The following is a 24,757-nucleotide window of genomic DNA, read 5'->3' as shown; positions in this document are numbered from 1 at the left end:
CCCAAGCTTCCTCATGATCTCTTTTCTTAATTTGGGTTGAAAATTTGTCAAACCAGATTTTGCCCCCGTCAATTTTATCAGCTTTTAATGACTTAAATACTTGTGCTGAATTACCGTCAACTATTACGGTGTTTCTTTTATTAATCAATAAATTCATTAAAAAAGGACTGAATTTCGATTTTAAAGATTTCGAAGATGCGCTACAATATTTTAGTGCTGTGGATTCTGATTGCGATATTATTATTACTAGGAACGGTAAAGACTTTAAAAAGTCTTTGTTGCCAGTTATGACTGCGAATGAATATTTGCAGAGCATAAAATCAACATAACATCACCTATTCGAAATAGCAATTGTGCCGCTAAAAACAACCAAAGATCTATACCAACAAATCCGTAAACTATAAGCGTTAGTTCCAAACCCTACTTCCCCGTACTACCCACACGATAATACCCTTTGTTCGGAATTTCGATGGTGTACTTTTTACGGGAAGCATTGTTCAAGTGCGGTTCGCGCAACCATGGATTATGTCGCTTCAATACTTTATAATTGATTTCGTAAAGTTCTGCAAAATCGGCCCAGTTGCTTACAGCTGTGTCTACTTCAACCGTAAAAGTTGGGGCCTTTTCGTACATATCCTCTTCATCCAACTGAAAACCATACTTGTCGCGATTTGATAATATTTCCTTTATGGCCAAAATACGGAACACATAGCGTCCTGTCTCCTGCCCCAACAGCAAATCGTAATAATCGTCCACTTGCTGAATGTCCATATATTTTTGAATACCGGCAGGGCCAGCGTTGTATGCAGCAGCGGTCAAGGTCCAGGTTCCAAAACGGTCTTTCCACTTGTTAAGGTAATCACATGCCACTTGCGTCGCTTTTTCCACATGGTAACGTTCATCTACATTATCGTTCACCTCAAGACCATATTCCCTTCCGGTTCCCCTCATGATCTGCCAAAAACCAGTTGCTCCGGCAGGCGACACCACATTTTGCAAACCACTCTCGGCTACGGCCAAATATTTAAAGTCATCCGGAATACCATTCTTTTTAAGAATGGGCTCAATAATCGGAAAGTATTTATTGGCTCGCTTCATCAACAAAAGAGCGTTGGACTGCCAATAAGTGTTCACCAAAAATTCACGATCCACACGCTCCATAATTTCCGGGTCTTCCTGTGGAACCGGTTCGCCCGAAAAATTAAGGTCTTCGGGAATTTCTATGGCACTGATCTGGTAGGTGTCCGCCACATTCTTGTCCGTAGTTTCAGCCTCGGATTCCTTAATCAAAGGTTTTTCTTCCATTTCGGTCGACTGCACAGCAAAAATCAATGTGCTTCCAACAGCGATCAGTCCTATAATAGCGAGTATGTTTTTGATGTATTTCATAGCAATTAATTTTAAGAGTACTGTAAAGATACTATTATATAGATAAAATTATTTCAAAATAATTGTGGGAAGATGCTCATTGAACCACTTGGCACGGTGAATGATCATGGTATGGGTGCCATTTTTAACCGTAATGCAATCCTTGATATTGGTTATTGGAAAAACAGCGTCACGTTCTCCTTGAATATGCACAACATTGTCTGCGGGAACTTCTTGATCCCAATTTACGATTTGATCTATGGACCAATCAATATAATATTTATCCCGGATGGATAAATACTTTTCATACAGGTGCAAACGCTTGGTTACCGTTTCACCAAAAGCGTATTTCGCCAATAGTTCCACATTGTTTACCAAGCCTGTGGGCAGCAATTTGTGCACTTTGGTATACTTGGCAAAAATCATTCTCTTGGGAAGTTCGTGCTTGCTTTTTACAGAAGATACCACAATTACTTTTCGAACAGGGATAATTTTGGCCATCTCCTGCACCAACATACCACCAAAGGAAACTCCCAACAAAACAGGGTCGGGTTCCTCAATCTTTTCGCACATCTTTTTGGCATAATCCATAAGACCGATTCCCTTTTCAGGTATAAACCACTCCAAAGTATGAACTGTAAATTGATCTTCCGGAAGTTGTATTCCTTCAAAAATGGATGCATTGGCAGCCATTCCTGGCATTAGGTAAACAGGGGTTTTATTATCGGACATATTATACCAAATATCGGCAAGGACTAGGAAATTAGCAATATTTTGACTAATTTTGTATCCCTTTTGCAGCTAACCCCGCTTATGAATACAATTTTTCAATCAGGGGAACATTAAAATACCTTTTTTAGGGTATTACGAGTCGTTAAAAAACAAGTACTATATGACAACATTGGAAATCACTGACAATAGTTTCTTGCGTCAATTTGAAACTACCGTCAATGGGCATTTAGCCAAAATTGAGTACTCTTCACAAGAGCGCAAAGTATTTTTGACCAAACTGGTTATTCCAGAAGAAATTACAGAAGAGGGATTTAAAGAGGATTTCATCAAAGCCGTTTTAAACGAAATTCAGGAAAACAACCTCAGAGTTGTACCTACTAGCCCTCAAATTGCAGGTTTTTTAAGAAAAAACAGGCAATACAAGGAAATGTTACCAGTTGGTATCCGTATCTGATCTAACCAATCATCAGTAAAAGTATTTAAGCCTCCTCGACCGGGAGGTTTTTTTATGCCATGATTTCGTTGGACACAAATTCGAATCGCACCATACCGTCATTATCAATATCGGTGAGCTTTATTTGGTGCAAGGTATTCACCAAAGTAGGATTCCATGGTGCTTTTACCTTTACATAATTTTCGGTAAACCCATGAATATAGCCTTTTTTGTTTTCGCCTTCGAACAAAACAGTACGTACAGTCCCTAATTGCCTCTCATAAAAAGCCCTACGCTTTTTGGCAGATAATCCTCGGAGCATCTTGCTTCGTTTGCTACGTACTTTTTTTGGAACCACTTCGTCCATTTCAGCGGCCACGGTATTGTCCCTTTCTGAATAGGTAAATACGTGCAGATAAGAAACATCCAGTTCATTCAAAAAATGATAGGTCTCCAAGAAATGCTCGTCGGTCTCTCCTGGAAAACCTACGATTACATCCACCCCAATGCAGGCATGGGGCATGGTTTCTTTGATACGTTTTACCCTATCCACATACAAATTGGATAGATAACGGCGGCGCATCTTCTTTAAAATAGCATCACTACCGCTTTGCAATGGCACGTGAAAATGGGGCACAAAGGAATTGCTCTGGGCCACAAAATCTATGGTTTCGTTCTTGAGCAAATTAGGCTCAATAGAAGAGATACGAAGACGGTGGATGCCTTCGATGGTGTCCAAAGCCTTTACTAAATCCAAAAAGGTATGCTCGTGCTTTTTATTCCCAAACTCGCCTTTTCCGTAATCACCTATGTTCACTCCCGTTAAAACAATCTCTTTGATGTCTTGCGAGGCAATTTCCTTGGCATTGTTCAACACATTGTCCAAGGTATCGCTACGCGAAATTCCACGTGCCAAGGGAATAGTACAATAGGTACATTTATAGTCGCAACCATCTTGAACCTTTAAAAAAGCACGGGTACGGTCACCAATGGCATAACTGCCCACATAAAAATCGGCATCTTCTATCTCACAGGAATGCACCTCTCCCCTATCGTTTTTGGTCAAATCGTTCAGGTAATCGGTTATCTTGAACTTTTCCGTAGCACCAAGTACCAAATCCACACCATCCACTTCCGCCAGTTCTTCGGGTTTTAGCTGCGCATAACAACCTACGGCCGCTACAAAAGCATCAGGATTGGCTTTTTGCGCCTGCTTTACAATGGTTTTAAAACGTTTATCGGCATTCTCGGTTACCGAACAGGTGTTTATTACATACACGTCCGCCTCCTCCGAAAAGTCCACACGCTCAAACTCCTCCTTTTCAAAACCTCTAGCAATTGTAGAAGTTTCGGAGAAATTGAGCTTGCAGCCCAGGGTGTAAAATGCAACTTTTTTGTTCATATACCTGCCATGCGTTTTAGGGGCGCAAAGATAGTGATTTGTTGGGAGTTATCGCAAATGGTCGGATGGTGCAGAGTTTATGGTTTAGGGTTAATCGCTTACTGCCTACTAAAAACAATCAATCACATTTTCCCATCAAATTTCCCACATCTTTTAATTAACTTGTTTGCCTATACCAACCATAAAGTGCAACAAAATGAAAAAAATCATTATCCTATCCTTAATTATACTTGTCTATACCAACCCATCCCTTGCACAGGAATATCAACCTACTGCTGAAAACCTGGAAAACAGGAAATGGTTTCAAGATGCGAAATTCGGGATGTTTATACATTGGGGCGTGTATTCTGTATTGGGCGTTCACGAATGGGTCATGGAAACACAGTCCATTGATAAAAAGACCTACGAAAAAATACCTGCGTTTTTCAACCCTACCGAGTTTAATGCGGAAGAATGGGTGCTCTTGGCCAAATCATCAGGCATGAAATACATCACCATAACCACCAAACACCACGATGGCTTTGGCATGTTCAACAGCAAGCTTACGGACTGGGACATTATGGATAGGACAGTCTACAAAAAGGATATTATAAAACAAATGGCCGAGGCCTGCAAAAAGCATGGTTTAAAACTGTTCCTCTATTATTCGCAACTGGATTGGCATCATAACGATTATTACCCAAGGGGCGATACTGGAAAAAAAACTGGTAGACCTGATAGCGGTAACTGGGAGAATTACCTTGACTATATGAACGGACAGCTCTCCGAATTGCTGACTAATTATGGTGACATCGGCGGGATTTGGTTTGATGGCTGGTGGGACAAAAAAGATGCCGATTGGCAACTTCAGAAAACTTACAATTTAATCCATAAACTGCAGCCACAGGCCATGATCGGAAGCAACCACCACCAAGCTCCCAACAATGGTGAAGATTTCCAGATGTTTGAAAAAGACCTCCCCGGAGAAAACAAAGGTGGGTTCAGCGGAGATTCCAAAGTGGGCAACTTACCTCTCGAAACTGCGGAGACCATGGCACAGCGATGGGGGTTTTCGTTACAGGACAAAGCCTATAAATCTTCCAAGGAATTGATTCAATATTTGGTGAGAGCTGCTGGCTACAACTCCAACTTTCTGTTAAACGTTGGCCCAATGCCCAACGGTAAAATTCAATCCGAATTTATTAAAACCCTAAAAACAATTGGCGATTGGACCGAAAAGTACGGCTCCTCCATTTACGGAACCCGGGGAGGGCCCATACCACCGCAAAGTTGGGGCGTATCAACCCAAAAAGATGATAAAATCTATATTCATATTATGGACTGGAAAACCGACAATTTCTTTTTCCCAACCATTACTGGCGATATTAAAAGCATTATTGATTTCCAGTCGAAGAAAAAATTAGACTATAAAACCACTACATACGGCACGCTGGTTCAGCTTCCAAAAGATCGTGATTTTGACCAAGCTGATTTTATAGTTGAAGTAAACATAAAGTAAACCCGTGTTTGCCTTACCGAACCAGACAACATAACAGACAAAACCATAAAAATTCGCTACCTTGAAACTTTAACTTAAACCAACCCTATGAAACTACGCTTATTTGTCGTTGCCCTTGTACTACTGGCCGGCTATTCCTGTAAAACAGAGCCCACATCATCCTTGGCCGACTACCAAGGTGAGGAGAACTACTCCGTAATTATCAGCGAGACCAAAGTGGGCCACCTCAAAACCAACACCTCTGGTGACACCATTACTATTGACTACGATTACAAAAATAACGGTCGTGGCCCAACCATGAAGGAAACTATTGTGCTCAACGCCGAAGGCTATCCCGTAAACTGGCAAATAACCGGAAACACCACCTTTGGCAATGCCGTGGACGAACAGTTCTCCCTCGAAGGCGGGGAAGCCTCTTGGACCGATGCCACAGGCTCTGGGAACACCGCTGTGGAATCGCCACAACTCTACGTAAACCAATTTGGAAGTCCGTACAGTGCTGTTTTGGCAGCCCGTTTGCTCATGGACGCGCCCGACAACACCTTGCCCGTGCTCCCCGCAGGTAATTTGACCCTGACCAAGATGGAGGATTTGACCGTACCCAACGCTTCAGGAGAGGGCGAATTGGCCTTGACCACCTATGCGCTGTCCGGTGCCGAGATGAATCCTTCCTATTTTATTATGGATGATTCGGAGCGTTTCTTTGCCTATATCTCGCCTCGCTATATTGTGGTTCGGGATGGTTACGAAGCCGAAGAAAAGGATTTGCGCCAATTGGCCGAAAACTATTCCGCAGAGCGCTACGAAAAACTTCAAAAAGAATACGCCCACAACTACGATAAAAAAGTACGTATTTCCAACGTAAAGGTTTTTGATCCAAAGACACTATCCTTGACCGACCCGGTTTCCGTGGTCGTAGAAGGTGAAAAAATCACAGCTATTGAGGCTCCCGATGCCTCTGGTGAGAATGAAGTGGTCATCGAAGGCAACGGGGGAACTTTAGTGCCCGGACTGTACGAAATGCACGCTCACACAGGCGACAACGGTGCCCTTTTGAACATTTTGACAGGGGTCACCTCCTTCCGAGATATGGGGAACAATACCGAGGTGCTGAGCAACTTGATTGAAAAAATCAACTCCGGTGTACTCGCCGGCCCCCGCATCACCCGCCTTGGGTTTATTGAAGGAAAAAGCCCGTACAGCAGTAACAATGGTATTTTGGTGGAAAGCCAGGAAGAGGCTTTGGCCGCTGTGGACACCTACGACAGCCTCGGTTTTTACGGTGTAAAACTCTACAATAGCATGAACGGTGATTGGGCGCCTGCCATCGTAAAAAAAGCGCACGACCAGGGCCTATTCGTAACCGGACATGTACCTGCCTTTTCCAATGCCAATGCCATGCTCAATGCTGGTTATGATGAGATGACGCATATAAACCAGACCATGTTGGGCTGGGTGTTGGAACCAGAAGAGGATACCCGTACATTATTGCGCCTCACCGCCATGAAACGGTTCCCCGAACTGGATTTGAACAGTGACAAGGTACAAGAGACCTTGGATTTGTTCGTGGCCAACAAAACAGCGATGGATCCTACCTTGGCCATCCACGAACGTTTGATGCTCTCCCGCAACGGAGAAGTAACCCCCGGTGCCTTGGATTATGTAGACCACATGCCACCCAACGAACAACGTAGCCTAAAAGTAGCCTTGGCGCAGGTTGCGGACGATGAAGAGGACAAAGCCTACCGAGAAGCCTACGGTAAAATCGTGGAAACCCTTAAAATGATGAAGGACAAAGGTATTTTAATTGTGGCCGGAACCGATTTGGGCGGTGCCTTTAACCTGCACCGCGAACTGGAACTCTACACCGAACAATTGGGCTACACCCCGGCCGAAGTATTAAAATTGGCTAGTTACGATATGGCGCAATACTTGGGGCACGAAATTTTGGGAAGTATTGAGCCCGGTAAACTGGCAGATTTCTTCTTGGTGCCCGGCAACCCAGTGGAAGACATTAAAGCCATTAAAACCATTGCCATGGTATCGCGCGGGGGCACTTTTTACTACCCCTCTGATGTGTACCCTGCCTTTGGAATAACGCCGTTTACCGAAAAGCCTGAAGTAAAGGAGTAAACCCTTTTAAAAGTATAATTTTTAAAAGCCAGTGGCGTAGTGCTGCTGGTTTTTTTGTTATACCTACACAAAAATAGGGGGTTATATTGATAAAAGTGTTAATTATCCAACCTAAACTAGCAAGGTTTTGCAGGTGATTTTCTGTTAACTTCGTTGACTGTCACTAATGGTCATTAAAACAGATTTATGTCTTTATCGTTAGCCATAATGTAGAAAACCTATCCTAAAGATCGGGATACTTACAAAGTTAAGTCCAAACTTAGGGTAAGTCCATGGTAAACCAACCATCTACGTTTAAACCCCATTATCCGCATTCATGTACTTTTCCTATGCCGGTATGGATGATTTTCATTGCTTTGTCCAATGTTGTTCATCATGGATATGACCACAACAGGAAATTGATTATCAATCATAAATTTACAGAAATGATAAAACAAGTAACATGCTACATGGTACTGCTCTTGACCTTTGCCAATTGTACATCTACCAAAACCAATCAGCCTCTTTTAAATGATTATCAAATCGGGGAAAAATGGATCTGGAAATGGGAACGACAAGTAGATAGCGAAGTTCGAGCAGCAGGGAAGGATATCCAGGAAGTAGTACCTTATAATGGCGCTTTAGGGCTTTGGAACGGTATTGACACCGTTGCGATTCCCAAGGTTTTGGACCAATTGGGGCCTAAACCGTTTCGTAGCTGGCCCTTACAGGTTGGAAAAAAATGGAAATACGAATCGGAATGGGAAAATAATGAAGGTACCACAGGGAAGACAAGCCAAGATGTGGAGGTCGTTGCCTTTGAAGAGTTAACAGTGGAAGCCGGAAAATTCATGGCCTATAAAATGGAATATAAGGGAATTGTGACCAATTCGAGAGGTTTTAGGGGAGAGATGACCGATATTTGGTGGTATGCCCCGAAATTGAAAACCTACATCAAGCATATCAATGATGATGGATATGGCATCTATACAAATGAATTGACCAGTTATTCTAAAGCCGAGTAATACTGACTTTGCCTAAATCAATACACTTTAATCTGAAAGATTGGTAACAAAAAACACACATATAGGACTGTCCCTTTATTGGAAATGCCAGATTATTGGCTGGGGCCTCGTCTCGCTGTTATGGCTGTACATCGCTTTGGTTCGCGATCAATTTACGATTTTGCAGGCCCTGGTCAATTATGTCCTTGACATCACCATTTGTGTTGGACTGACCCATGGATATAGATCCATTGCATTAAAATCGGGATGGAACCTATTGGGCATCAAAAAATTATTGCAAAGAATACTACCCGCCATTGTAATGCTCTCCGTCCTCTTCATGCTTATCATGAATTTAAAAATGTCATTCTTTATTTATTGGAGGCAAGGTGTAAATACCGTCCTTGAAGATCTATCCGTTTGGAACCCGGTTTTAATCACTGGATTGAGGCACATGGCCATTTGGGTTCTGGCCTATCATGCCTACCATTTTTATATCAGGGAAGTGAATACCACCAAGGCAAATGCCCAGCTCTCGCTGATAGCAAAACAAAGCCAATTGGACAATTTGTCCGCACAGCTGAATCCTCATTTTTTGTTCAATTCCCTAAATTCCATAAAGGCGTTGGTCATTGAGAATCCCAAAAGTGCCCGAAGGGCCATTGATCTGTTGTCCGACTTGTTGCGTTCCTCCCTCTATGAAAAGGAACATCTTACCATAACCATTGCAGAGGAATTGGCCTTGGTGAAAGATTATATTGAGCTAGAAAAACTTCGATTTGAAGAACGTTTGCATACGGATTTAAAAATTGATCCTAGCCTCGAGAATATAAAGATACCCCCCTTGAGCATCCAGCTTTTGGTGGAGAACGCCATCAAACATGGAGTGGATAAACAGTTGGAAGGAGGTACTGTTCAAATTTCGATACAAAAAAAGAACAACCACGTGGTCATCACCGTAAAGAACCCTGGAGTTTTCCAGGAGGAAAATCACAAAGGCGTAGGACTCAAAAACCTAAAGGAACGCCTTTTTCTACAATATGAAGGAAGGGCCATATTTAAGGTGGTGTCTCCAGCAGAAAATATGGTCGCCGCCAGATTATTAATCCCAATCGAGAACGCATGAGCACCTACACCACATTGATCATTGATGATGAACGCTTGGCCCGCGAAGAAGTCCGACGAGCACTGGAAAACTATCCGGAATTTAACATAGTTGGAGAAGCGAACAATGTGGAAGTTGCCAAAGCCTTGATAGAAAAAGAACAACCTGACATCATTTTTTTGGATATCCACATGCCCGGAAAATCAGGTTTTGATTTGTTGGAAGAGTTAGGGACCGTTCCCGAAGTAGTGTTCACAACTGCCTATGACCAATATGCCGTTCAGGCCTTTGAGGTAAATGCCTTGGATTATTTGGTAAAACCGTTACGCGAAGAGCGTTTTGCCAAAACCATTGAAAAAGTAAAGTCGGAGTTTAAAAAGCAAGAAGAGCGGAAGGAGCCCTTGGCCAGCCATCAAAAAATATTTATCAAGGACGGTGAGAAGGTCTATTTTGTTGCTTTGGACAAAATAAGTTTGATCGAGTCCATGGACAATTATGCCCGTCTCTATTTTGGAAATAACAAAGCCATGATCAAACGTTCCCTGAACCAATTGGAGGAAAGATTGGACCCAAAAATATTTTTTAGAGCGAATAGAAGTCAGATCATCAACACGGAATGCATCAAGGAAATACACCCCTATTTTAATAACAGACTACGAATCGTATTGACCACTGGGGAAATTGTTGATCTATCAAGCAGGCAATCCGTGAATTTCAAAAAACGAAATAGTTTGTAGCCAAAATTACATTCAATCACATCAAAAGCAAATAGTAAAAGCATAGTGCTAATGGACGGATATGTCCTAAACCTAAAATCAATCAAAATGAACAAGTCATTCCTTATACTAATTTTTGGCATCGCTGCTGTTCTTATATTTTTTGCTTCGTGTACCGGGCAAAATAAAGTTCAGGTGCCTAGAACCATTTCGGAAAATAACACAATATATCTAGTTCAGGATAGTGTTTTGATTCCCACAGCAGATGGGGCTAAAATCCATGCCATTGTAGTCCGAAACGCCGAGTTGGAAGAACCGGGCCCCGCCGTTTTATTTCATACCATCTATGCACGTAAAACTGACTTGGACCGAGCAAAAATGGCAGCGGACCACGGGTATGTGGGCATTGTTTCGTACACTCGTGGAAAAGGACTGAGCCCCGATCCCATTGTACCCTATAAACATGAGGCGACCGACACCTACCAAGTTATCGATTGGATCAGTAAACAGGACTGGAGCAACCAAAAAGTAGGGATGTACGGGGGGAGTTATGTCGGTTTCACCCAATGGGCCGCAGTAAAATACAAGGTACATCCCGCCTTAAAAACCATAGTCCCCTCGGTTGCTGCAGCACCGGGAATCGCTGAGCCCATGGAAAACGGGATTCATTGGAACTTTCACTATCCTTGGCACCATTATGTGGCCAATAACAAATATTTGGACACCGTTTTGTACTATAACGGACAACGTTGGCACGACCTGAACATGAAATGGTACAAAACGGGAGTGGCCTACACTTCCATGGATAGTTTGGACGGATTGCCCAACCCGCAGTTCAAAGAACGTTTGTTGCATCCCGCCTATGATTCCTATTGGCAAGGGATGATGCCTTACAGGAAGGAGTTCACCCACATCGAGATCCCCGTACTTGCCACTACTGGGTACTATGATGGCGGACAGGTCGGAACCCAGTATTATTTGAAAGAGCATACCAAATACAATAAAAAGGCAGAGCACTACCTGGTCATTGGTCCCTATACCCATTTTGGGGCACAGGAAAAACCGGACGACCATATTTTTGGATACGATATAGATCCAGTGGCCCAAATCGATATCACTGAGTTGATTTTTGACTGGTTTGACCATATTCTTAAGGGAAAGCCCAAACCTGAGCTATTGCGGGACAAAATCAACTATCAGGTGATGGGGGCGAATATATGGGGCCACGCTCCATCACTGAGTGAGATGGCCAATGATACCCTCAAATATTATTTGGGAAATGTGCGTTCGGGTTTAGCTTTTGCATCTATGTTTGGAACTGGAAACAACGGAAAAGATGAACATTACACCTTCTCCGAACAACCCCTAGACCCCGATACCTATTTGGAACAGGTGATTGATTTTTCCGACCGAAGCAATCTCACATGGAATTCCAGTGGATGGAGAACCATTGTGGGGGACAGCCTCATGGTGGGACATGGTTTTTCCTTTGCCAGCGAGCCTTTTGAAACCGATTTTGAACTGAACGGTTCATTTGGAGGGGAAATATCGGTGTCCATCAACAAGAGGGATTTTGATTATACCATAGTCTTATATGAACAGACTCCCGATGGTCAATTTTTTGCATTGACCTTGCCGTACAAAGCTCGGGCCAGTTTTGCCCAAGACCTTGAAAACCGTGAGTTGTTGACACCACATAAAAAAACCAAACTTCCTTTCGGTATTGTCCGAATGACCTCCAAAAAGATACGAAAAGGCAGTCGGTTGATCGTGGTAATCAACGGAAACAAAGAGCCATTTACGGAAATCAACTATGGAACGGGCAAAAATGTCAGTGAAGAGACCATTGCTGATGCCAACGAACCTTTGGTCATCAAGTGGTACGGGGATAGTTATTTGGATATTCCGGTGAGGATAAAGTAAACACAGGAATAAGAAACAAAAGGAATTTACTTTTTCGGGTATATCCCTCCTTTAAAAAAGAATAAAGTTTCAATTTGTTAAAAATAAAGGTGATACCAGAATAATTGTAATGTGTTTTTTCATTCTAGCTGGGTCAAGTTTGCCTTTGGTTGGATAAAAATGTACAGTGTGGGGTTCTTGACTTGTTCATCCACCCCTTTCCAGACTTGAAATTTTCATTTTAGCGTGTTCATTGGCTGGATTCAGCTCAAGGGATTTTGCGTAGTTGCTAATGGCCTTTTTCTTATCTCCAAGCATTTCATAAGCCTCACCCAAACTATCAAAGGCATTATATGAACCGGGGAAATTTTGCGTATTCAAGATAAAAAAATCCAATGCTTTTTTCTTTTCATTTCTGCTTCGGAGCATGGCATAGCCAATTTGATTGACTAGTTGCTCCGGTGGCCTAAAGTCCCACGAAAGTCGGTTGGAAAGTAACTGGAAGTGTTGGGTCAATTGATCCTTGCTTTCCACATCGCGATAAGAAATACCATAGCCCTCAAAAATGGTCGTAATTCCATTGTAGAAAGCTATTGGTGGCACTGAAGCATGGTTTTCATTTTCAAAATACTGCATTTTGGCAGGGAAGGCACCTTCACACTTGCTGTTCAGCCCTTCATATAATCTCACATGACGATCACGGTTTCTGATATTTCGCTTTCCCCAATTCGCCGTGGCCAAATAAAAATACCGTTCAAAAGTTTGATCGGTGACGGCTTCCAACTTTTTATCCATGGTTTCCACATCCCAAGTGCCTAAACTGGGGTCCACGGCAATGAAAGCACTAAAAAGTGATTCTTTCTTCATGTATGCATGAGTCGCCAGTAGAGCACTTAAAGAATGTCCAAAAAGAATCCGATATGGTTCGGTTCGGTACTGATTTTCCAGTTCAGGGATCAGTTCATCTTCCAAAAAACCCAGAAACTTTTCTCCTCCTCCTGAATTGTTCTCTCTTACTGTAATGATTTTATCGGGGGTATAGTCCCTTCTGCGATCTACATTTTGAACGCCCACCACGATCATCTCAGGAATTTTCCAACTTCGGTATGCATCGGAACTCATATAATTTACAACCCCTGCTATACTTTTAAAATGTATGTTCCCATCAAGAACCATGAGCACTGGGTAGCGTTTGTGGGATGATTGTTTGTCGTTGTATGAGTCCGGCAGACTGATCCAATACCCTCTGTTCTCATTCAAAATATTGGAGTGTAGCGTATGCTTTGTACCTAATACGATGGGTTCGGTATCCTGGGACTTGACCTGACCAATGCCCATACAGATAAAAAGTAATACTATAATGTACTTGTTCATTTTGTTGTTTTTAAATATTATGAAACCATCTTGGACGAAACAGGTTTCATTGCTTGCAAAATTAATCCCGTGATAAAAGGCATATTAATAATTCCTTTTCAATATTACAATACAAGAAACATAAACGACAACTTTATATATGTTTTCGCCAATGTTATGGAAGTAAGAAATACTATACAAAAACTAAAAAATGATTGCCATCCGTGTTTTTTATTCAAATCAAAACAGTCAAGAAATAAAAAATTATCTTAAGTACCATCTTTGTTTTACCGATTGTGTTTTTTCCCAAGCCATTGTTGTGAGGAAAAAGTTTTGATTACAGTCAGTATCTACAAAAAATACCCGCCCCGTTACATGAGCAAGTGACAACATCATACTGATTTCTTAACCTATGTTAAGTTATCCAAAACTGTTCCACTGTTTTTTTGTTGATGTAAAAGAACAATCAAATCATACACTTTTCAGTCATCTGGCCTTGGTGTAAACTACAACCAATAGTATGAAACGTATTTCTATACATTGACAAGTTACGGGAATTTAATCAAGGAACGTTTGTCGGTCAAATCAGATGCAGCTTGGCAAAGCTGGTCCGAAAAACAAACCTATCTGGCGCTTTCCAACCTTTTAACAGCATGTGCAGCCCTTAAAATTGATTCCTGTCCCATGGAAGGGTTTGAGCAAGATAAATTCAACGCTATTTTAGGCCTAGACCAAAAAGGGTTGAATGCCGCAGTAATAGCACCGGTCGGATATCGGTCAGCGAAAGACCACGCCTAATTCAGAATAAAGGTTCGCAAACCCAAGGAAATCCTATTCGAAGAGATTTGAAAACCAAGCAATCATCCTTGGGTTCCCAGATTAACAGAAAAATGTAACCTGTCAGGGAGTTTATTCGTCAAAACCTTTACATCAAAAAACAATCAACTTATGAGACTGTTATTCTTATTAATACTATTGCTTATAACCTATGCCTGTGGGACAAGCAAAGACGTATCCCCAGAAAACGCAAGCAAATTCAAGGAAAAACACCCGAGTTTTTCAACCCAATTTGCAAACAAGGTAGAGGACATTTATTTGGAAAAGGGGATGTACGGTGATTTCATCTTCGCCGTGGTCGACGAAAACGGCTTGGCATATTCATTTACATTGAATCGGGAAATTTTAAAAGGTGAGGAATCCTCTTTGGACAACGATACTCCTATTTATATTGCATCCAGCACAAAATCCTTTACTGGAACTTTACTCAAAATACTGGAGCAGGAGAATGTATTGGATTTGAATAATTCCCTTCAAGAATATCTTCCCAAACTGAATTATAGTGACAGTATTGAGACACAGAACATCGCTATAAAAAATCTTTTGAACCACACTCATGGTACATTCAGCACCAGTATGACCTGGAAAACTGCTTTTTTAGGATTTAGCGGCGGTAATGATGAATTAATTGAAGACCTAAATAATGATTTTCTTTATGACCCCTCTGGTAATTATAGGTATTCGAACGTTGGGCCGATTATCTCTGGAATGGTTGCGGAAGAAATGACAGGAAAGACCTGGAAAGCACTGATGAATGAACATATTTTCACACCCTTACAAATGGAAAATACCAGTACCAATGTCAGTGATTTTATTTTTAAGGACATCCGTCCATCATTGACCGTTACAAAAGAAAGGGGCATTATCGAGAAAGGTTTCTACAAATCGGACATTACCATGCACGCCTCTGGAGGGATTATTTCAACAATCAATGATCTATCAAAATGGTTGGCAGCAAACATCGATCAAGATAATGTGCTGTTAAACGATACTTCGTGGGGGAAGCTTCATACCTCAACTACAAATCAGGACAAAAACTATTTCACCTATCACAGGTCTGGCTATAGTTTGGGCTGGGATATTGCGGAATATCAAAACAACAAGATGTTGACGCGTTTTGGAGGATTGGCAGGCATAAGTTTTCATATCTCTTTTATGCCCGATAAGAAAGTAGGAATCATTGCTTTTTCGAATGATAACAGAGCATACCTGTTACCACATTTGATGGCAAATTATGCCTACAACCTCATCAATGAGCTGCCGGCGGACAATATTTTCAAGAGTGAAAAAACTTTGTTCAATAAAAGCTTTGAAAGAGAAGATGACATCCCATATCCTGATGATTCCCAAATCCTAGCTGTGAATACCCTCAATGATGCAATCATGGGCACCTATCACAATGCAGAAAACTGGCCCACCATTGAAATTCACAAAGAAGGTGACCACTACGTTTTTAATTGGGGGATATTAAAGGGTAAAATATTCCGAAATGATCAGGGTGGCTACACGAGCAACCTCGGGGTCCTATCCAGAAATTTTCATATTAAAGGAAATTCCCTATCGACCGGTTCGTTGATATACAAAAAGTGAAATAGGTCTACGAAAGCAACTCTTCAACATCATCATTGAGAAACAAAATTTAATAAAAAAATCTTATATGCCTCTTTTCCAGAATCCTCCCCTTGTAAAATGCTTTTGATACTTTCATGCACGTGCTTGGGTTGTCAACCAATATCCACGGGCCGCCATGGCATCGCATTGCCTTTTGTCTGCCTCATTTTCTTTGGGATTATTCGCAACTCCTTACCCGTTCAATGAGTTCCACGGTAACCCTATAGCGTTCTATGGATAAGGAATGATAAACATCGGTTACGTACATATCCCCAACTTGCTTCACATATTTGTCTTGATTTTGTGGAATACCAAGGGCTTCCGGAAAATGTGAAATTACCATATTGCATATTTTGACGAATCCTGTTCACATACCGAGATTTATCCCTTCAAAGTAAAGGTGTATCTAGATTGGTAATTGCATGTGGTCTTGCACTTTTATATACAGAAAGCAAACTTTTTCATACACTACATTCCAGGATAGAAACCCACAGGCTCCACTGAAACACTCCCAAAACAATAGATTAAACCTATAAATTACTGATTTCCATTTTTTTGTTTGATTTTATCTCTAAACCCAACTGCACGCTCAAGAAATCCCCGTACAAGAAATGATTGCTTTAGTTCAAACTTGATGTACCATTTAGTAACTTTGTTTCAACTGTGAAATAAATATTATAAACTAATTTAAAACAAACATGGGAAAAGGATTTTTTCAAGTTCCGACCGCCGTTAACGAGCCGGTCAAAACCTACGTTCCGGGCTCTCCCGAACGAGAAGAAGTACTAAAACAATACAAAGCGTTTTACAATGACAATGTGGACATTCCTCTTTACATTGGAAGCGAAGAGATAAAAACGGGCAACACCAAGCCATTATCCCCTCCACACGACCACAAGCATGTGATAGGGCAATATCACCTTGCTGAAAAAAAGCATGTGGAAAAGGCCATCGCCAACAGCTTGGAGGCAAGGGAGGCTTGGTCCAATTTGACTTGGGAACAGCGTGCCGCCGTATTCCTCAAGGCTGCGGACCTGATCGCGGGGCCCTACCGCCAAAAGATGAACGCTGCCACCATGCTCGCCCAGTCCAAGAACATCTATCAGGCCGAGATTGATTCCGCCTGTGAGATTGTTGACTTTTTACGCTTTAATGTGGAGTACATGTCCCAGATCTATGGCGAACAGCCCGAATCCTCCGAAGGGGTCTGGAACCGCGTGGAATACCGCCCACTGGAAGGCTTCGTATACGCTATAACACCCTTCAACTTTACCGCCATTGCGGGGAACCTCCCTACCAGTGCAGCCATGATGGGCAATGTTGCCATATGGAAGCCGAGCGATAGCCAGGTGTATTCTGCCAAGGTAATCGTGGATGTGCTCAAGGAGGCCGGTCTGCCCGATGGCGTGATCAACGTGGTCTATGGCGACCCCGTCATGATTTCCGACACCGTGCTGGACAGCCCCTATTTCTCGGGAATCCACTTTACAGGCTCCACCACGGTGTTCAAGAACCTTTGGAAACAGATCGGGAACAACATCCATAAGTACAAGACATATCCTCGGATTGTTGGTGAAACGGGAGGCAAAGATTTTATCTTAGCACATCCTACCGCAAAACCCCAACAGGTAGCGACCGCGATCAGCCGTGGTGCCTTTGAGTTCCAGGGGCAGAAATGCAGTGCGGCATCACGGGTGTATCTGCCCAAGTCCACTGCCGATGAGATTCTGGAATTGGTAAAAAAGGACATTGCCTCTTTCAACAAGCCCGGTTCCCCGGAGGACATGGGCAACTTTATCACCGCTGTGATACACGAGGGCTCCTTCGACAAACTGGCCAAGTACATCGATCAAGCCAAGGCCGATGATAATGCCGAGATTATTGCAGGGGGCAATTACGACAAGTCCATAGGGTATTTTGTGGAGCCTACGGTTATATTGACCACCGACCCACAGTACGAGACCATGTATACTGAGCTCTTCGGCCCAGTGGTCACTGTTTATGTCTACCAGGACGAGGATTGGGACGAGACTTTGAAACTGGTGGACGGCACATCGGAATACGGGCTTACCGGAGCCGTACTTTCCGGGGACCGGTACTCCATCGACCAGGCCACAAAGGCACTCCAGAACGCCGCTGGGAACTTCTACATCAACGACAAACCGACGGGCGCCGTTGTGGGACAGCAGCCTTTTGGTGGTGCAAGGGCTTCAGGAACCAATGACAAGGCAGGTTCCATGCAGAACCTTCTCAGATGGGTATCCCCCAGATTGATCAAGGAGACTTTTGTGACCCCAGAGGATTATAGATACCCCTTTTTGGGATAAGACCAAAAACAACGAGATTAAAGGCCATCATCCAAAAATGATGGCTTTTTTTATCCATATCATTACAAATAGGAAGGTCGTAAGAACATTCTCTGGATGCTCCTACGACCTTAAAATTTTAGCTTACGGATCGCTATTTCATTTTTGACATTTCTTTACGGCGCTGCAGCTCTTTTTTAAGCAATTCCATTTCACGTGAAGATTGTGATCCTACTGATGAATTTTCTTCAGCTCTTCGTATTAAGTATGGCATCACGTCTTTAATAGGACCAAAAGGAACGTACTTTACCACATTATATCCGGCTTGTGCCAAATTAAAACTAATATTATCGCTCATTCCATACAATTGGCCAAACCAAATTCGGTTATCGGATTTGTCAATCTTATGATCGGTCAATCTTTCTACAAGCTCCTTGCAACTAAGCTCGTTGTGTGTTCCCAGAAATAGATCAAAGACATCAAGGTTATCCAAAACATAGTTTACCCCATTATCAAAATTTTGGTCCGTAATGGACTTATCTTCGCATACAGGGCTTTTATAACCTTTGGCCAAAGCCCTGTCTCGCTCTTTTTCCATATATGCTCCCCTAACCAATTTAACCCCAACTTTAATTTGATGGGTTCTCCCCAAATCTTTGAGCCTTTCGAGATAGTTATACTTATTGCTTAGGTACAGTTGAACAGTTGCAAAAACAACCGCTCTCTTTTTATTGTGTTTGACCATCATTTCCTCGGTAAGACTATCTACTGCAGCATGGCTCCATGACTCCTCTGCATCAATCATTATTTTGAGGGTCCTCGTATCGGCTACTGCCTTACAAATGGTCTTAAATCTTTTTTTTATTCTGGCCCATTCCTCCATTTCGGAAAAACTTAACGATTCGTTTTCCGAGACTTTTCTAAAAATCTCAAGCCTACCAATTCCAGTTGGCTTGAACACCAAAAAAGGAATTTGCCTTTGAAACTCAGAGAACTGGCAAATCTCAAGAAGGGTTTCCAAGGTCCCATCAAAACTGGCTTCATTTTCTGCACCTTCCACCGAATAGTCCAAGATGGACATTACTGTGCCATTTTGATACAGTTGGTCAATTTGCGCTTTACACTCCAAAAGATTTTCTCCTCCACAAAACTGTGAAAAAATGGTATTCTTTAAAATTCCCTCGATCGGTAATCCACTTTTGAATGCAAAATTAAGCAAGGGCTTTGCCATCTTGGTAAGCTGGCCAAACCCTAACACTCCAAATAGAAACTTGGCCTTTTTAAGTTCCATATTGGATTTTGATGCAAAGGCTGTTTCGGTATTATTAAAATTCAATGTGTCCGACATAATGTAAATTATTTGTAGTTGTGCCGGTCTGCAACGCTTGAACCCCACAAATTTTGAAGTATTGGGACCATGCAATAATCCAGTACATTTGCTATGCAGAATTGTAATTTGAAAAAGAATCGTGGTGATTATGCCGTCACCACGATTCTACTGTAAGGGCACACTAAACTATTAACTATTTAAACAACTTTTGGTATTTAACTACCTATTTTTAGCCCTTGATCCCTGGCTGCAAAATTTTATAGTTTTTAGCAGCTTTATCTTTCTCTACAATATCCTTGACATCTTCCAGCAATTGTTTAGCATCATAAATGATTCCGTCTTTAATCGTATACTTTACCCCTCCTACACGCTCTATGGTATTATCTTCCATAAGTTTGATGGCCCCTGTTCCATAAAGGGACTTGAGGTTGACCAAAGGATTTTCCTCCAAGATTACAAAGTCTGCCAATTTTCCAACGGCAATGGTTCCTATTTCATCATCCATGCCCAAGGATTCAGCGCCATTCAATGTTGCAGACTTTATGACCTCCAATGGATGAAATCCAGCTTCGCGCAACAACTCCAGTTCCCTTGGATAGGAAAACCCATATAATTCGTAAATAAAACCTGCATCTGTACCAACGGTAACCCTACCACCACGATTTTTATATTCGTTTATAAAGGTCATCCAAAGTTTATAATTGGCCTTCCAATCAATTTCTCGCTCAGTGCCCCAATAATGCCAATAAGATCCATGGGATTGACGGCTTGGTGAATAAAACTCCCAAAGAGAGGGCAGTGTATACTCTTCATGCCATTCGGCACGTCGTGCTCTTGCCAGATCTCTGTTGGCCTCATAGATCACCATAGTTGGCGAAAGTGTAAAGTCCAGTTCCAATAGTTCGTTCATGACCTCATTCCATTTATCGGAATAAGGTTCTGCCGCCTGTGTCCATAATTGTCCAGCTTCCCCAAAACGATCTTGCTCATTTTGATAATTATAGTCCAGGGAGTAATCCTGTACGGTCCTATCATCGAACAAAGCCTCTGGTAATCCATACCAATGCTCCATTGCGGTAAGCCCTGCCCTTGCACTATGAAGAACGTTCCAACGTCCTACATATACTTGGGCGTGGTGCATTTTTGAACGTAACCCCAATTTTTTGTTTTCCTCAAGGGCAGCTTTCATGATTTCGGGCGGCGCACCGAAGAACTTGATCCCGTCCGCACCCTTTTTTGCGTTTGCCCTGACCCATTCTATTGCTTCCTCTGGAGTGGATAGGTCTTCTCTGCCCATTTCCCCATTTAGCTTACTGCCAAAGGCTGTATAAGCCTTGATTCTTGGAGCCGTTATTTTATTCTTTTTACTTTTTTCTTTGTGTTCCAGGGTCCACTCTATTCCATTCCCAGAGGCTGGGTCGGCAATTGTTGTAATACCATGCCCCATCCACAACTTAAATACATATTCCGCCGATGTGCCCTGTGCCATTCCGCCTATATGGGCATGTGTATCCACAAAACCTGGCAAAATGTACATGCCTTCTGCATCGAGTTCTTTACCTCCGGGCTTTAGGGCAGGTCTTCTTTTCGGGTCAATCGGTACACCTGGATACCCTACGACCTTGACCTCTACAATCTTGTTGTTTTCGACCACAATATCCACTGGCCCTTGAGGCGGTGCCAATGTACCGTTTATCATTGTGGCCCCTCTAATGATCAATTGGCCATAAGGTCCTTCTCCTTCGGTACGGGCCGGGGCCTTTTCAATTTGTGCGTACATTGCTCCTTGCAGTAATAAAGCGGCAAGAATCAATAGCTGAAATTTAACTTTCTTCATTATAAAATTAATTGTGTTCTGTAAAGGAATTTACAAGGTTCCTTTAGGTTGTTTTTATTTATTTTCTAGTATACTTTGCCGGCATTCCTTTTGCTGGCAACGATTTTTTTATGAATTCCCTCAGGTCATCATTCGCCGTTTTAAGATCTTCGTTCCTAAGGTACATCATGTGACCGCTCCTGTATCCTTTCCACTCCATACGGTCTTTAAGCTTTCCGCTGGGATCCATTTGCCACAAATTGTATTTTGCGTTGAAATAATCCGTTCCTCCATCATAGTAACCTGACTGCACCAATACATTCAGATATGGGTTTTGTGCCATGGCCTGTCTAAGATCATAACCTGTGGTATTGTTGCTTCTATCCCATGGACGAACAGGTCCGAACATATTGTACTTTACATCTGTGTGATAATTTAAATGGTTTTTGAAATAATAATTGATCGCAGGTGTAAAAGAGTGCAACCAACTAGTCAGTTCGGCGGCATAATCCGGTCTTGTTCCTGCTGTTTCCATGTCGATTCCCAAATATCTGGAATCAAGTCTACCGATATTATACCCTTCGTCCCTTAACAATTCCTTCCAAAAAAAACGTTTGGGAATGCGTAGGTTATGTTCTAAAACCACCTTTTCCGAAAGGCCTGAATATCTTGCTATTTTTGAAGCAACCTGCTTTTTTTCTGCTTCCGGCAAATAACCTCCTTTTGATAGTGCCGGTGTGAGTTCGTTTATGGTATACTCTTCAACTTCTGGAAGCACCTCTACCAGGTCTTTGGATTGAAGGTCGGCAGGCAATTTCTTATGGAACCAAGCAGCAGCAGTATAATATGGCAAAAAGTTGGCGGCACCGGGCACTGTTCCCCTTTCTATACCCAAAGTGGTAGGCGACACCAAAATAACACCATTGAGATACATCCAATGTGAGTTTTGAAGCTCCAACGAAAGTCCCGACACCCTTGGGGTCCCATAACTTTCACCTATCAAGAATTTTGGCGATGTCCAACGATTGTTTCGAGTTACAAAACTATTGATCCAACTGGCCAAGTATTCAATATCCTGATTTACCCCAAAAAAATTCTTTGCCTTGGTTTTATCATCCATTTCTTCAATGGCTCTGGAATATCCTGTGTTCACCGGATTGACATAGACAATATCGGCAACATCCAAAATCGAGTTCGGATTATCCTTGATACCATAAGGCTGTACAGGATAACCTTCCTCATCAATGTTCAAAATCTTTGGTCCTGTATAGGCAATGTGCATCCACACCGAAGCCGAACCAGGGCCTCCATTGAACGAAATTACCAAAGGGCGTTTGGACACATCCTTTACATCCGTTCGTTGATAATAGGTAAACAACAGTCCTGCTATTATTTTCCCATTTTCATCCCATACCGGATGCTTGCCCGTGGTAGCTTTATATTTTATTTCCTGCCCTTTAATATTTACCTCCCCTTGAACTGTAACAGTAGAGTCCATAGCAGTATTTAGCTGTTGTGCAGTAGCTGTTACTCCTATAATGAAGAGTACAAAAAAGATTTTTTTAAACTTTATGCTCATAATATGTCTGTTTTAAATGAAGTTATCGTTTCAATGAAACTGGTCTTGAGATTGGGATTTTAAAGTTCCTCCATTAATAAAAAAGGGCAGGACCATGATGAAAAATATCATCACAATTATATGGAGCTTGTCCTGCCCATCCTTTGAGCTAATCAAACGGATTGAGAAATTTGGATGATTGTCGGGGAAACCCGTCCCCGACAATCTATTTATTAAAGCTTATGATTCCTTTATCAGTTTACATCCCAAAACAAACTTGTTGTAAACAAGTCCCCCCCTATCGCTGCATCCGCACTTTCATAATTGGCCCTGTTCAACGTTTGTTCCGAAATTGGATAAGTCAATCTTATCGGTACTGTGGGAACGAAGGACTGGGGTGGTGCTTCTAAAATTGGATAGTCCAGCCTTCTGTACTCGGTCCATGCTTCCAATCCTTGGTTAAAGAGTGCCACCCATTTTTGCATACCTATTTTTTGTTTCCAAGTTCCAGGTGCGGTAGCATAGGCCACATCCGGATTTGTCAAATAGGCATCTACACTATCTCCTAGCCCATAATATTCAAAAGAAGCTCGAATGGCTTGGTTATAATGGCCTTCTGCATCCGTTACACCGGCAACCCCGCGTTCTGCTGCTTCTGCCAACAAAAATTCCACAGTGGCATAATCCAACAAAATTACGGGAGTTGTTGGTTGATAGAACAAGGTCCCGAATCTGGAATAATCAAAATAGGCTACAGTAAGTCCGGAAGGAGCACCAAGGTAAACCTCATCGGTTCCATCCACTTCTTGGAAAAAAACGGTTCTCCTTGGATCATCAAGATCGTTCATGTAGTCTACAAAAACATCACATCCCACAAAATCCCTTCGATTTCCAACAGCCAAATCCGTCCATAGTTCTGCCGTGTTGGGCTGTGATTCCAAATGTTCTACTTGTGCTATATCTGCATTTGAGGTGAAAATATTGGGCGACGCCGCTGTAATTGCTTCGTTTCCAAGTGTTGGGTCTGCATCAATGACCCTCATCCCCATTTGAAATAACAGAGAGCTGCCGAACCTTTTCCATCCCACAATGTCTCCATTATATAGGATATCCTGATTCCATGAAGCTTGGGATTCATCCAAGGCACCGATGGCCGCGGTCAGTCTAGAAATCAAATCTGCATAAATAACCTCTTCGTCATCGTAAGCCGGTGATATATTATTGACATCCAAGGCTTCCGTATATGGGATATTCCCAAATGCCTCGACAAGTTTACCAAAGGTGTATACCTCCACAATCTCTATAATGGCCAATTGATTTGTATTCACAGGACTTATGTTCCCAGATTCTTCAACAACTTCCCGGCTTTTACCAAGGTTGTTCAAGATATCCATATATACTTCGTTCCAAGTAAAGTTGGAATAGTATGTGGTTCCTTCATTATAAGTTACCGACGATATCTGCTGTACCAACAATCTTGTTGTATTGAACGGATTTCCGTTGGCCCCATAGGTAATCCCGCTCATCGTATCGGAAAGGTTTTTCAATGCATTATTGAAAAAGGTTTCTGCCGGAGCCTCCGTTGCGTTCTTCACATCGACGTTCATGTCTTCCAAATCAGCGGAACATGAGAAAAACAGTGCTATTAAAAATATGATATAATAGTTTTTCATT

Annotated in this window: 19 protein-coding genes and 1 pseudogene; 11 read left to right on the top strand and 9 right to left on the bottom strand. The window is 42.2% G+C overall.

All coding sequences use genetic code 11. The features are described 5' to 3' along the window. Positions 1-155: 155 nt before the first annotated feature. Positions 156-329: pseudogene (locus tag GO009_RS17660) on the top strand (PIN domain nuclease); the annotation flags it as partial. A 91-nt stretch (positions 330-420) separates the two neighbouring features. Here the strand turns inward: GO009_RS17660 and GO009_RS13135 are convergent. After that, entirely contained in the window at positions 421-1,389 is a 969-nt protein-coding gene (locus tag GO009_RS13135; RefSeq protein WP_163626703.1) for a lytic transglycosylase domain-containing protein, read from the bottom strand. 48 nt (positions 1,390-1,437) lie between these two features. Further along, the gene (locus GO009_RS13130) at positions 1,438-2,100 is read right to left on the bottom strand and encodes an alpha/beta fold hydrolase (RefSeq protein WP_163626702.1); all 663 of its coding nucleotides are present in this window, start codon (positions 2,098-2,100) and stop codon (positions 1,438-1,440) included. Positions 2,101-2,260: 160 nt separating this feature from the next. Here GO009_RS13130 and GO009_RS13125 point away from each other — a divergent pair, with 160 nt between their 5' ends. Continuing rightward, positions 2,261-2,554, top strand: a complete 294-nt coding sequence (locus tag GO009_RS13125) for a GNAT family N-acetyltransferase (RefSeq protein WP_163626701.1) — start codon at positions 2,261-2,263, stop codon at positions 2,552-2,554. 52 nt (positions 2,555-2,606) lie between these two features. On the opposite strand, the gene mtaB is transcribed toward GO009_RS13125, so the two are convergent. Then, positions 2,607-3,935 (bottom strand): tRNA (N(6)-L-threonylcarbamoyladenosine(37)-C(2))-methylthiotransferase MtaB, encoded by a 1,329-nt coding sequence (mtaB, locus tag GO009_RS13120; protein WP_163626700.1) that lies wholly within the window; start codon positions 3,933-3,935, stop codon positions 2,607-2,609. Positions 3,936-4,131: 196 nt separating this feature from the next. On the opposite strand from mtaB, the gene GO009_RS13115 reads away from it, so the two are divergent. The 6 genes from GO009_RS13115 (at position 4,132) to GO009_RS13090 (ending at position 12,293) form a co-directional block, all read left to right on the top strand. Continuing rightward, complete coding sequence (locus GO009_RS13115; protein WP_163626699.1) at positions 4,132-5,433, top strand: alpha-L-fucosidase; 1,302 nt, start codon at positions 4,132-4,134, stop codon at positions 5,431-5,433. 87 nt (positions 5,434-5,520) lie between these two features. Then, entirely contained in the window at positions 5,521-7,566 is a 2,046-nt protein-coding gene (locus GO009_RS13110; RefSeq protein WP_163626698.1) for an amidohydrolase family protein, read from the top strand. Positions 7,567-7,991: 425 nt separating this feature from the next. Continuing rightward, positions 7,992-8,570, top strand: coding sequence for a hypothetical protein (locus GO009_RS13105; protein WP_163626697.1), 579 nt, complete (start codon positions 7,992-7,994; stop codon positions 8,568-8,570). Positions 8,571-8,610: 40 nt separating this feature from the next. Next, complete coding sequence (locus tag GO009_RS13100; RefSeq protein WP_163626696.1) at positions 8,611-9,675, top strand: sensor histidine kinase; 1,065 nt, start codon at positions 8,611-8,613, stop codon at positions 9,673-9,675. Beyond that, positions 9,672-10,391 carry a LytTR family DNA-binding domain-containing protein gene (locus GO009_RS13095; protein ID WP_163626695.1) on the top strand — a complete coding sequence of 240 codons (720 nt, stop codon included), beginning with the start codon at positions 9,672-9,674 and terminating at the stop codon, positions 10,389-10,391. Before GO009_RS13100 ends, GO009_RS13095 begins: the two co-directional genes overlap by 4 nt. Before the next feature lie 87 nt (positions 10,392-10,478). Further along, a complete protein-coding gene (locus GO009_RS13090) occupies positions 10,479-12,293 on the top strand; it encodes a CocE/NonD family hydrolase (RefSeq protein WP_163626694.1) in 1,815 nt (604 codons plus the stop codon). A 186-nt stretch (positions 12,294-12,479) separates the two neighbouring features. On the opposite strand, the gene GO009_RS13085 is transcribed toward GO009_RS13090, so the two are convergent. Continuing rightward, positions 12,480-13,646: an alpha/beta hydrolase-fold protein gene (locus tag GO009_RS13085; RefSeq protein ID WP_163626693.1), complete on the bottom strand. Its 1,167-nt coding sequence runs from the start codon at positions 13,644-13,646 to the stop codon at positions 12,480-12,482. Positions 13,647-14,198: 552 nt separating this feature from the next. Here GO009_RS13085 and GO009_RS13080 point away from each other — a divergent pair. Together GO009_RS13080 and GO009_RS13075 are read left to right on the top strand one after the other, a co-directional pair. Beyond that, positions 14,199-14,423: a nitroreductase family protein gene (locus GO009_RS13080; RefSeq protein WP_306770405.1), complete on the top strand. Its 225-nt coding sequence runs from the start codon at positions 14,199-14,201 to the stop codon at positions 14,421-14,423. Between the two features lie 150 nt (positions 14,424-14,573). After that, positions 14,574-16,052 carry a serine hydrolase gene (locus GO009_RS13075; protein ID WP_163626692.1) on the top strand — a complete coding sequence of 493 codons (1,479 nt, stop codon included), beginning with the start codon at positions 14,574-14,576 and terminating at the stop codon, positions 16,050-16,052. Between the two features lie 199 nt (positions 16,053-16,251). Here GO009_RS13075 and GO009_RS13070 read toward each other — a convergent pair whose 3' ends face one another. Beyond that, entirely contained in the window at positions 16,252-16,416 is a 165-nt protein-coding gene (locus GO009_RS13070) for a hypothetical protein (RefSeq protein WP_163626691.1), read from the bottom strand. A gap of 355 nt (positions 16,417-16,771) precedes the next feature. Between GO009_RS13070 and pruA the strand changes: the two genes are divergently transcribed. Further along, positions 16,772-18,400 (top strand): L-glutamate gamma-semialdehyde dehydrogenase, encoded by a 1,629-nt coding sequence (gene pruA, locus GO009_RS13065; protein WP_163626690.1) that lies wholly within the window; start codon positions 16,772-16,774, stop codon positions 18,398-18,400. A 133-nt stretch (positions 18,401-18,533) separates the two neighbouring features. Here the strand turns inward: pruA and GO009_RS13060 are convergent, their stop codons facing one another. The 4 genes from GO009_RS13060 to GO009_RS13045 all read right to left on the bottom strand — a co-directional run bounded on the left by GO009_RS13060 (position 18,534) and on the right by GO009_RS13045 (position 24,756). Further along, the gene (locus GO009_RS13060) at positions 18,534-19,727 is read right to left on the bottom strand and encodes a proline dehydrogenase family protein (protein WP_163626689.1); all 1,194 of its coding nucleotides are present in this window, start codon (positions 19,725-19,727) and stop codon (positions 18,534-18,536) included. Between the two features lie 211 nt (positions 19,728-19,938). After that, the gene (locus GO009_RS13055; RefSeq protein WP_163626688.1) at positions 19,939-21,546 is read right to left on the bottom strand and encodes an amidohydrolase family protein; all 1,608 of its coding nucleotides are present in this window, start codon (positions 21,544-21,546) and stop codon (positions 19,939-19,941) included. A gap of 58 nt (positions 21,547-21,604) precedes the next feature. Further along, positions 21,605-23,104: a S10 family peptidase gene (locus GO009_RS13050; RefSeq protein WP_163626687.1), complete on the bottom strand. Its 1,500-nt coding sequence runs from the start codon at positions 23,102-23,104 to the stop codon at positions 21,605-21,607. 233 nt (positions 23,105-23,337) lie between these two features. Next, positions 23,338-24,756: a SusD/RagB family nutrient-binding outer membrane lipoprotein gene (locus tag GO009_RS13045; protein ID WP_163626686.1), complete on the bottom strand. Its 1,419-nt coding sequence runs from the start codon at positions 24,754-24,756 to the stop codon at positions 23,338-23,340. Between the last annotated feature and the right edge of the window lies 1 nt (position 24,757).

Source organism: Allomuricauda sp. TY007, assembly GCF_010468565.1.
In the GTDB taxonomy this organism is placed as follows: Bacteria; Bacteroidota; Bacteroidia; order Flavobacteriales; family Flavobacteriaceae; genus Flagellimonas.
The sequence above is the reverse complement of the archived record's forward strand: the minus strand, read 5'-3'. Positions and strand labels throughout refer to the sequence as shown.

Excerpts from the sequence above, each read along its gene's own strand:
- GO009_RS13055 (WP_163626688.1), bottom strand. The coding sequence starts at position 21,546 with ATGAAGAAAGTTAAATTTCAGCTATTGATTCTTGCCGCTTTATTACTG.
- GO009_RS13115 (WP_163626699.1), top strand. The coding sequence starts at position 4,132 with ATGAAAAAAATCATTATCCTATCCTTAATTATACTTGTCTATACCAAC.
- mtaB (WP_163626700.1), bottom strand. The coding sequence starts at position 3,935 with ATGAACAAAAAAGTTGCATTTTACACCCTGGGCTGCAAGCTCAATTTC.
- GO009_RS13090 (WP_163626694.1), top strand. The coding sequence starts at position 10,479 with ATGAACAAGTCATTCCTTATACTAATTTTTGGCATCGCTGCTGTTCTT.
- GO009_RS13085 (WP_163626693.1), bottom strand. The coding sequence starts at position 13,646 with ATGAACAAGTACATTATAGTATTACTTTTTATCTGTATGGGCATTGGT.
- GO009_RS13095 (WP_163626695.1), top strand. The coding sequence starts at position 9,672 with ATGAGCACCTACACCACATTGATCATTGATGATGAACGCTTGGCCCGC.
- GO009_RS13125 (WP_163626701.1), top strand. The coding sequence starts at position 2,261 with ATGACAACATTGGAAATCACTGACAATAGTTTCTTGCGTCAATTTGAA.
- GO009_RS13110 (WP_163626698.1), top strand. The coding sequence starts at position 5,521 with ATGAAACTACGCTTATTTGTCGTTGCCCTTGTACTACTGGCCGGCTAT.
- GO009_RS13045 (WP_163626686.1), bottom strand. The coding sequence starts at position 24,756 with ATGAAAAACTATTATATCATATTTTTAATAGCACTGTTTTTCTCATGT.
- GO009_RS13050 (WP_163626687.1), bottom strand. The coding sequence starts at position 23,104 with ATGAGCATAAAGTTTAAAAAAATCTTTTTTGTACTCTTCATTATAGGA.
- GO009_RS13130 (WP_163626702.1), bottom strand. The coding sequence starts at position 2,100 with ATGTCCGATAATAAAACCCCTGTTTACCTAATGCCAGGAATGGCTGCC.
- GO009_RS13070 (WP_163626691.1), bottom strand. The coding sequence starts at position 16,416 with ATGGTAATTTCACATTTTCCGGAAGCCCTTGGTATTCCACAAAATCAA.
- GO009_RS13105 (WP_163626697.1), top strand. The coding sequence starts at position 7,992 with ATGATAAAACAAGTAACATGCTACATGGTACTGCTCTTGACCTTTGCC.
- pruA (WP_163626690.1), top strand. The coding sequence starts at position 16,772 with ATGGGAAAAGGATTTTTTCAAGTTCCGACCGCCGTTAACGAGCCGGTC.
- GO009_RS13135 (WP_163626703.1), bottom strand. The coding sequence starts at position 1,389 with ATGAAATACATCAAAAACATACTCGCTATTATAGGACTGATCGCTGTT.
- GO009_RS13075 (WP_163626692.1), top strand. The coding sequence starts at position 14,574 with ATGAGACTGTTATTCTTATTAATACTATTGCTTATAACCTATGCCTGT.
- GO009_RS13060 (WP_163626689.1), bottom strand. The coding sequence starts at position 19,727 with ATGTCGGACACATTGAATTTTAATAATACCGAAACAGCCTTTGCATCA.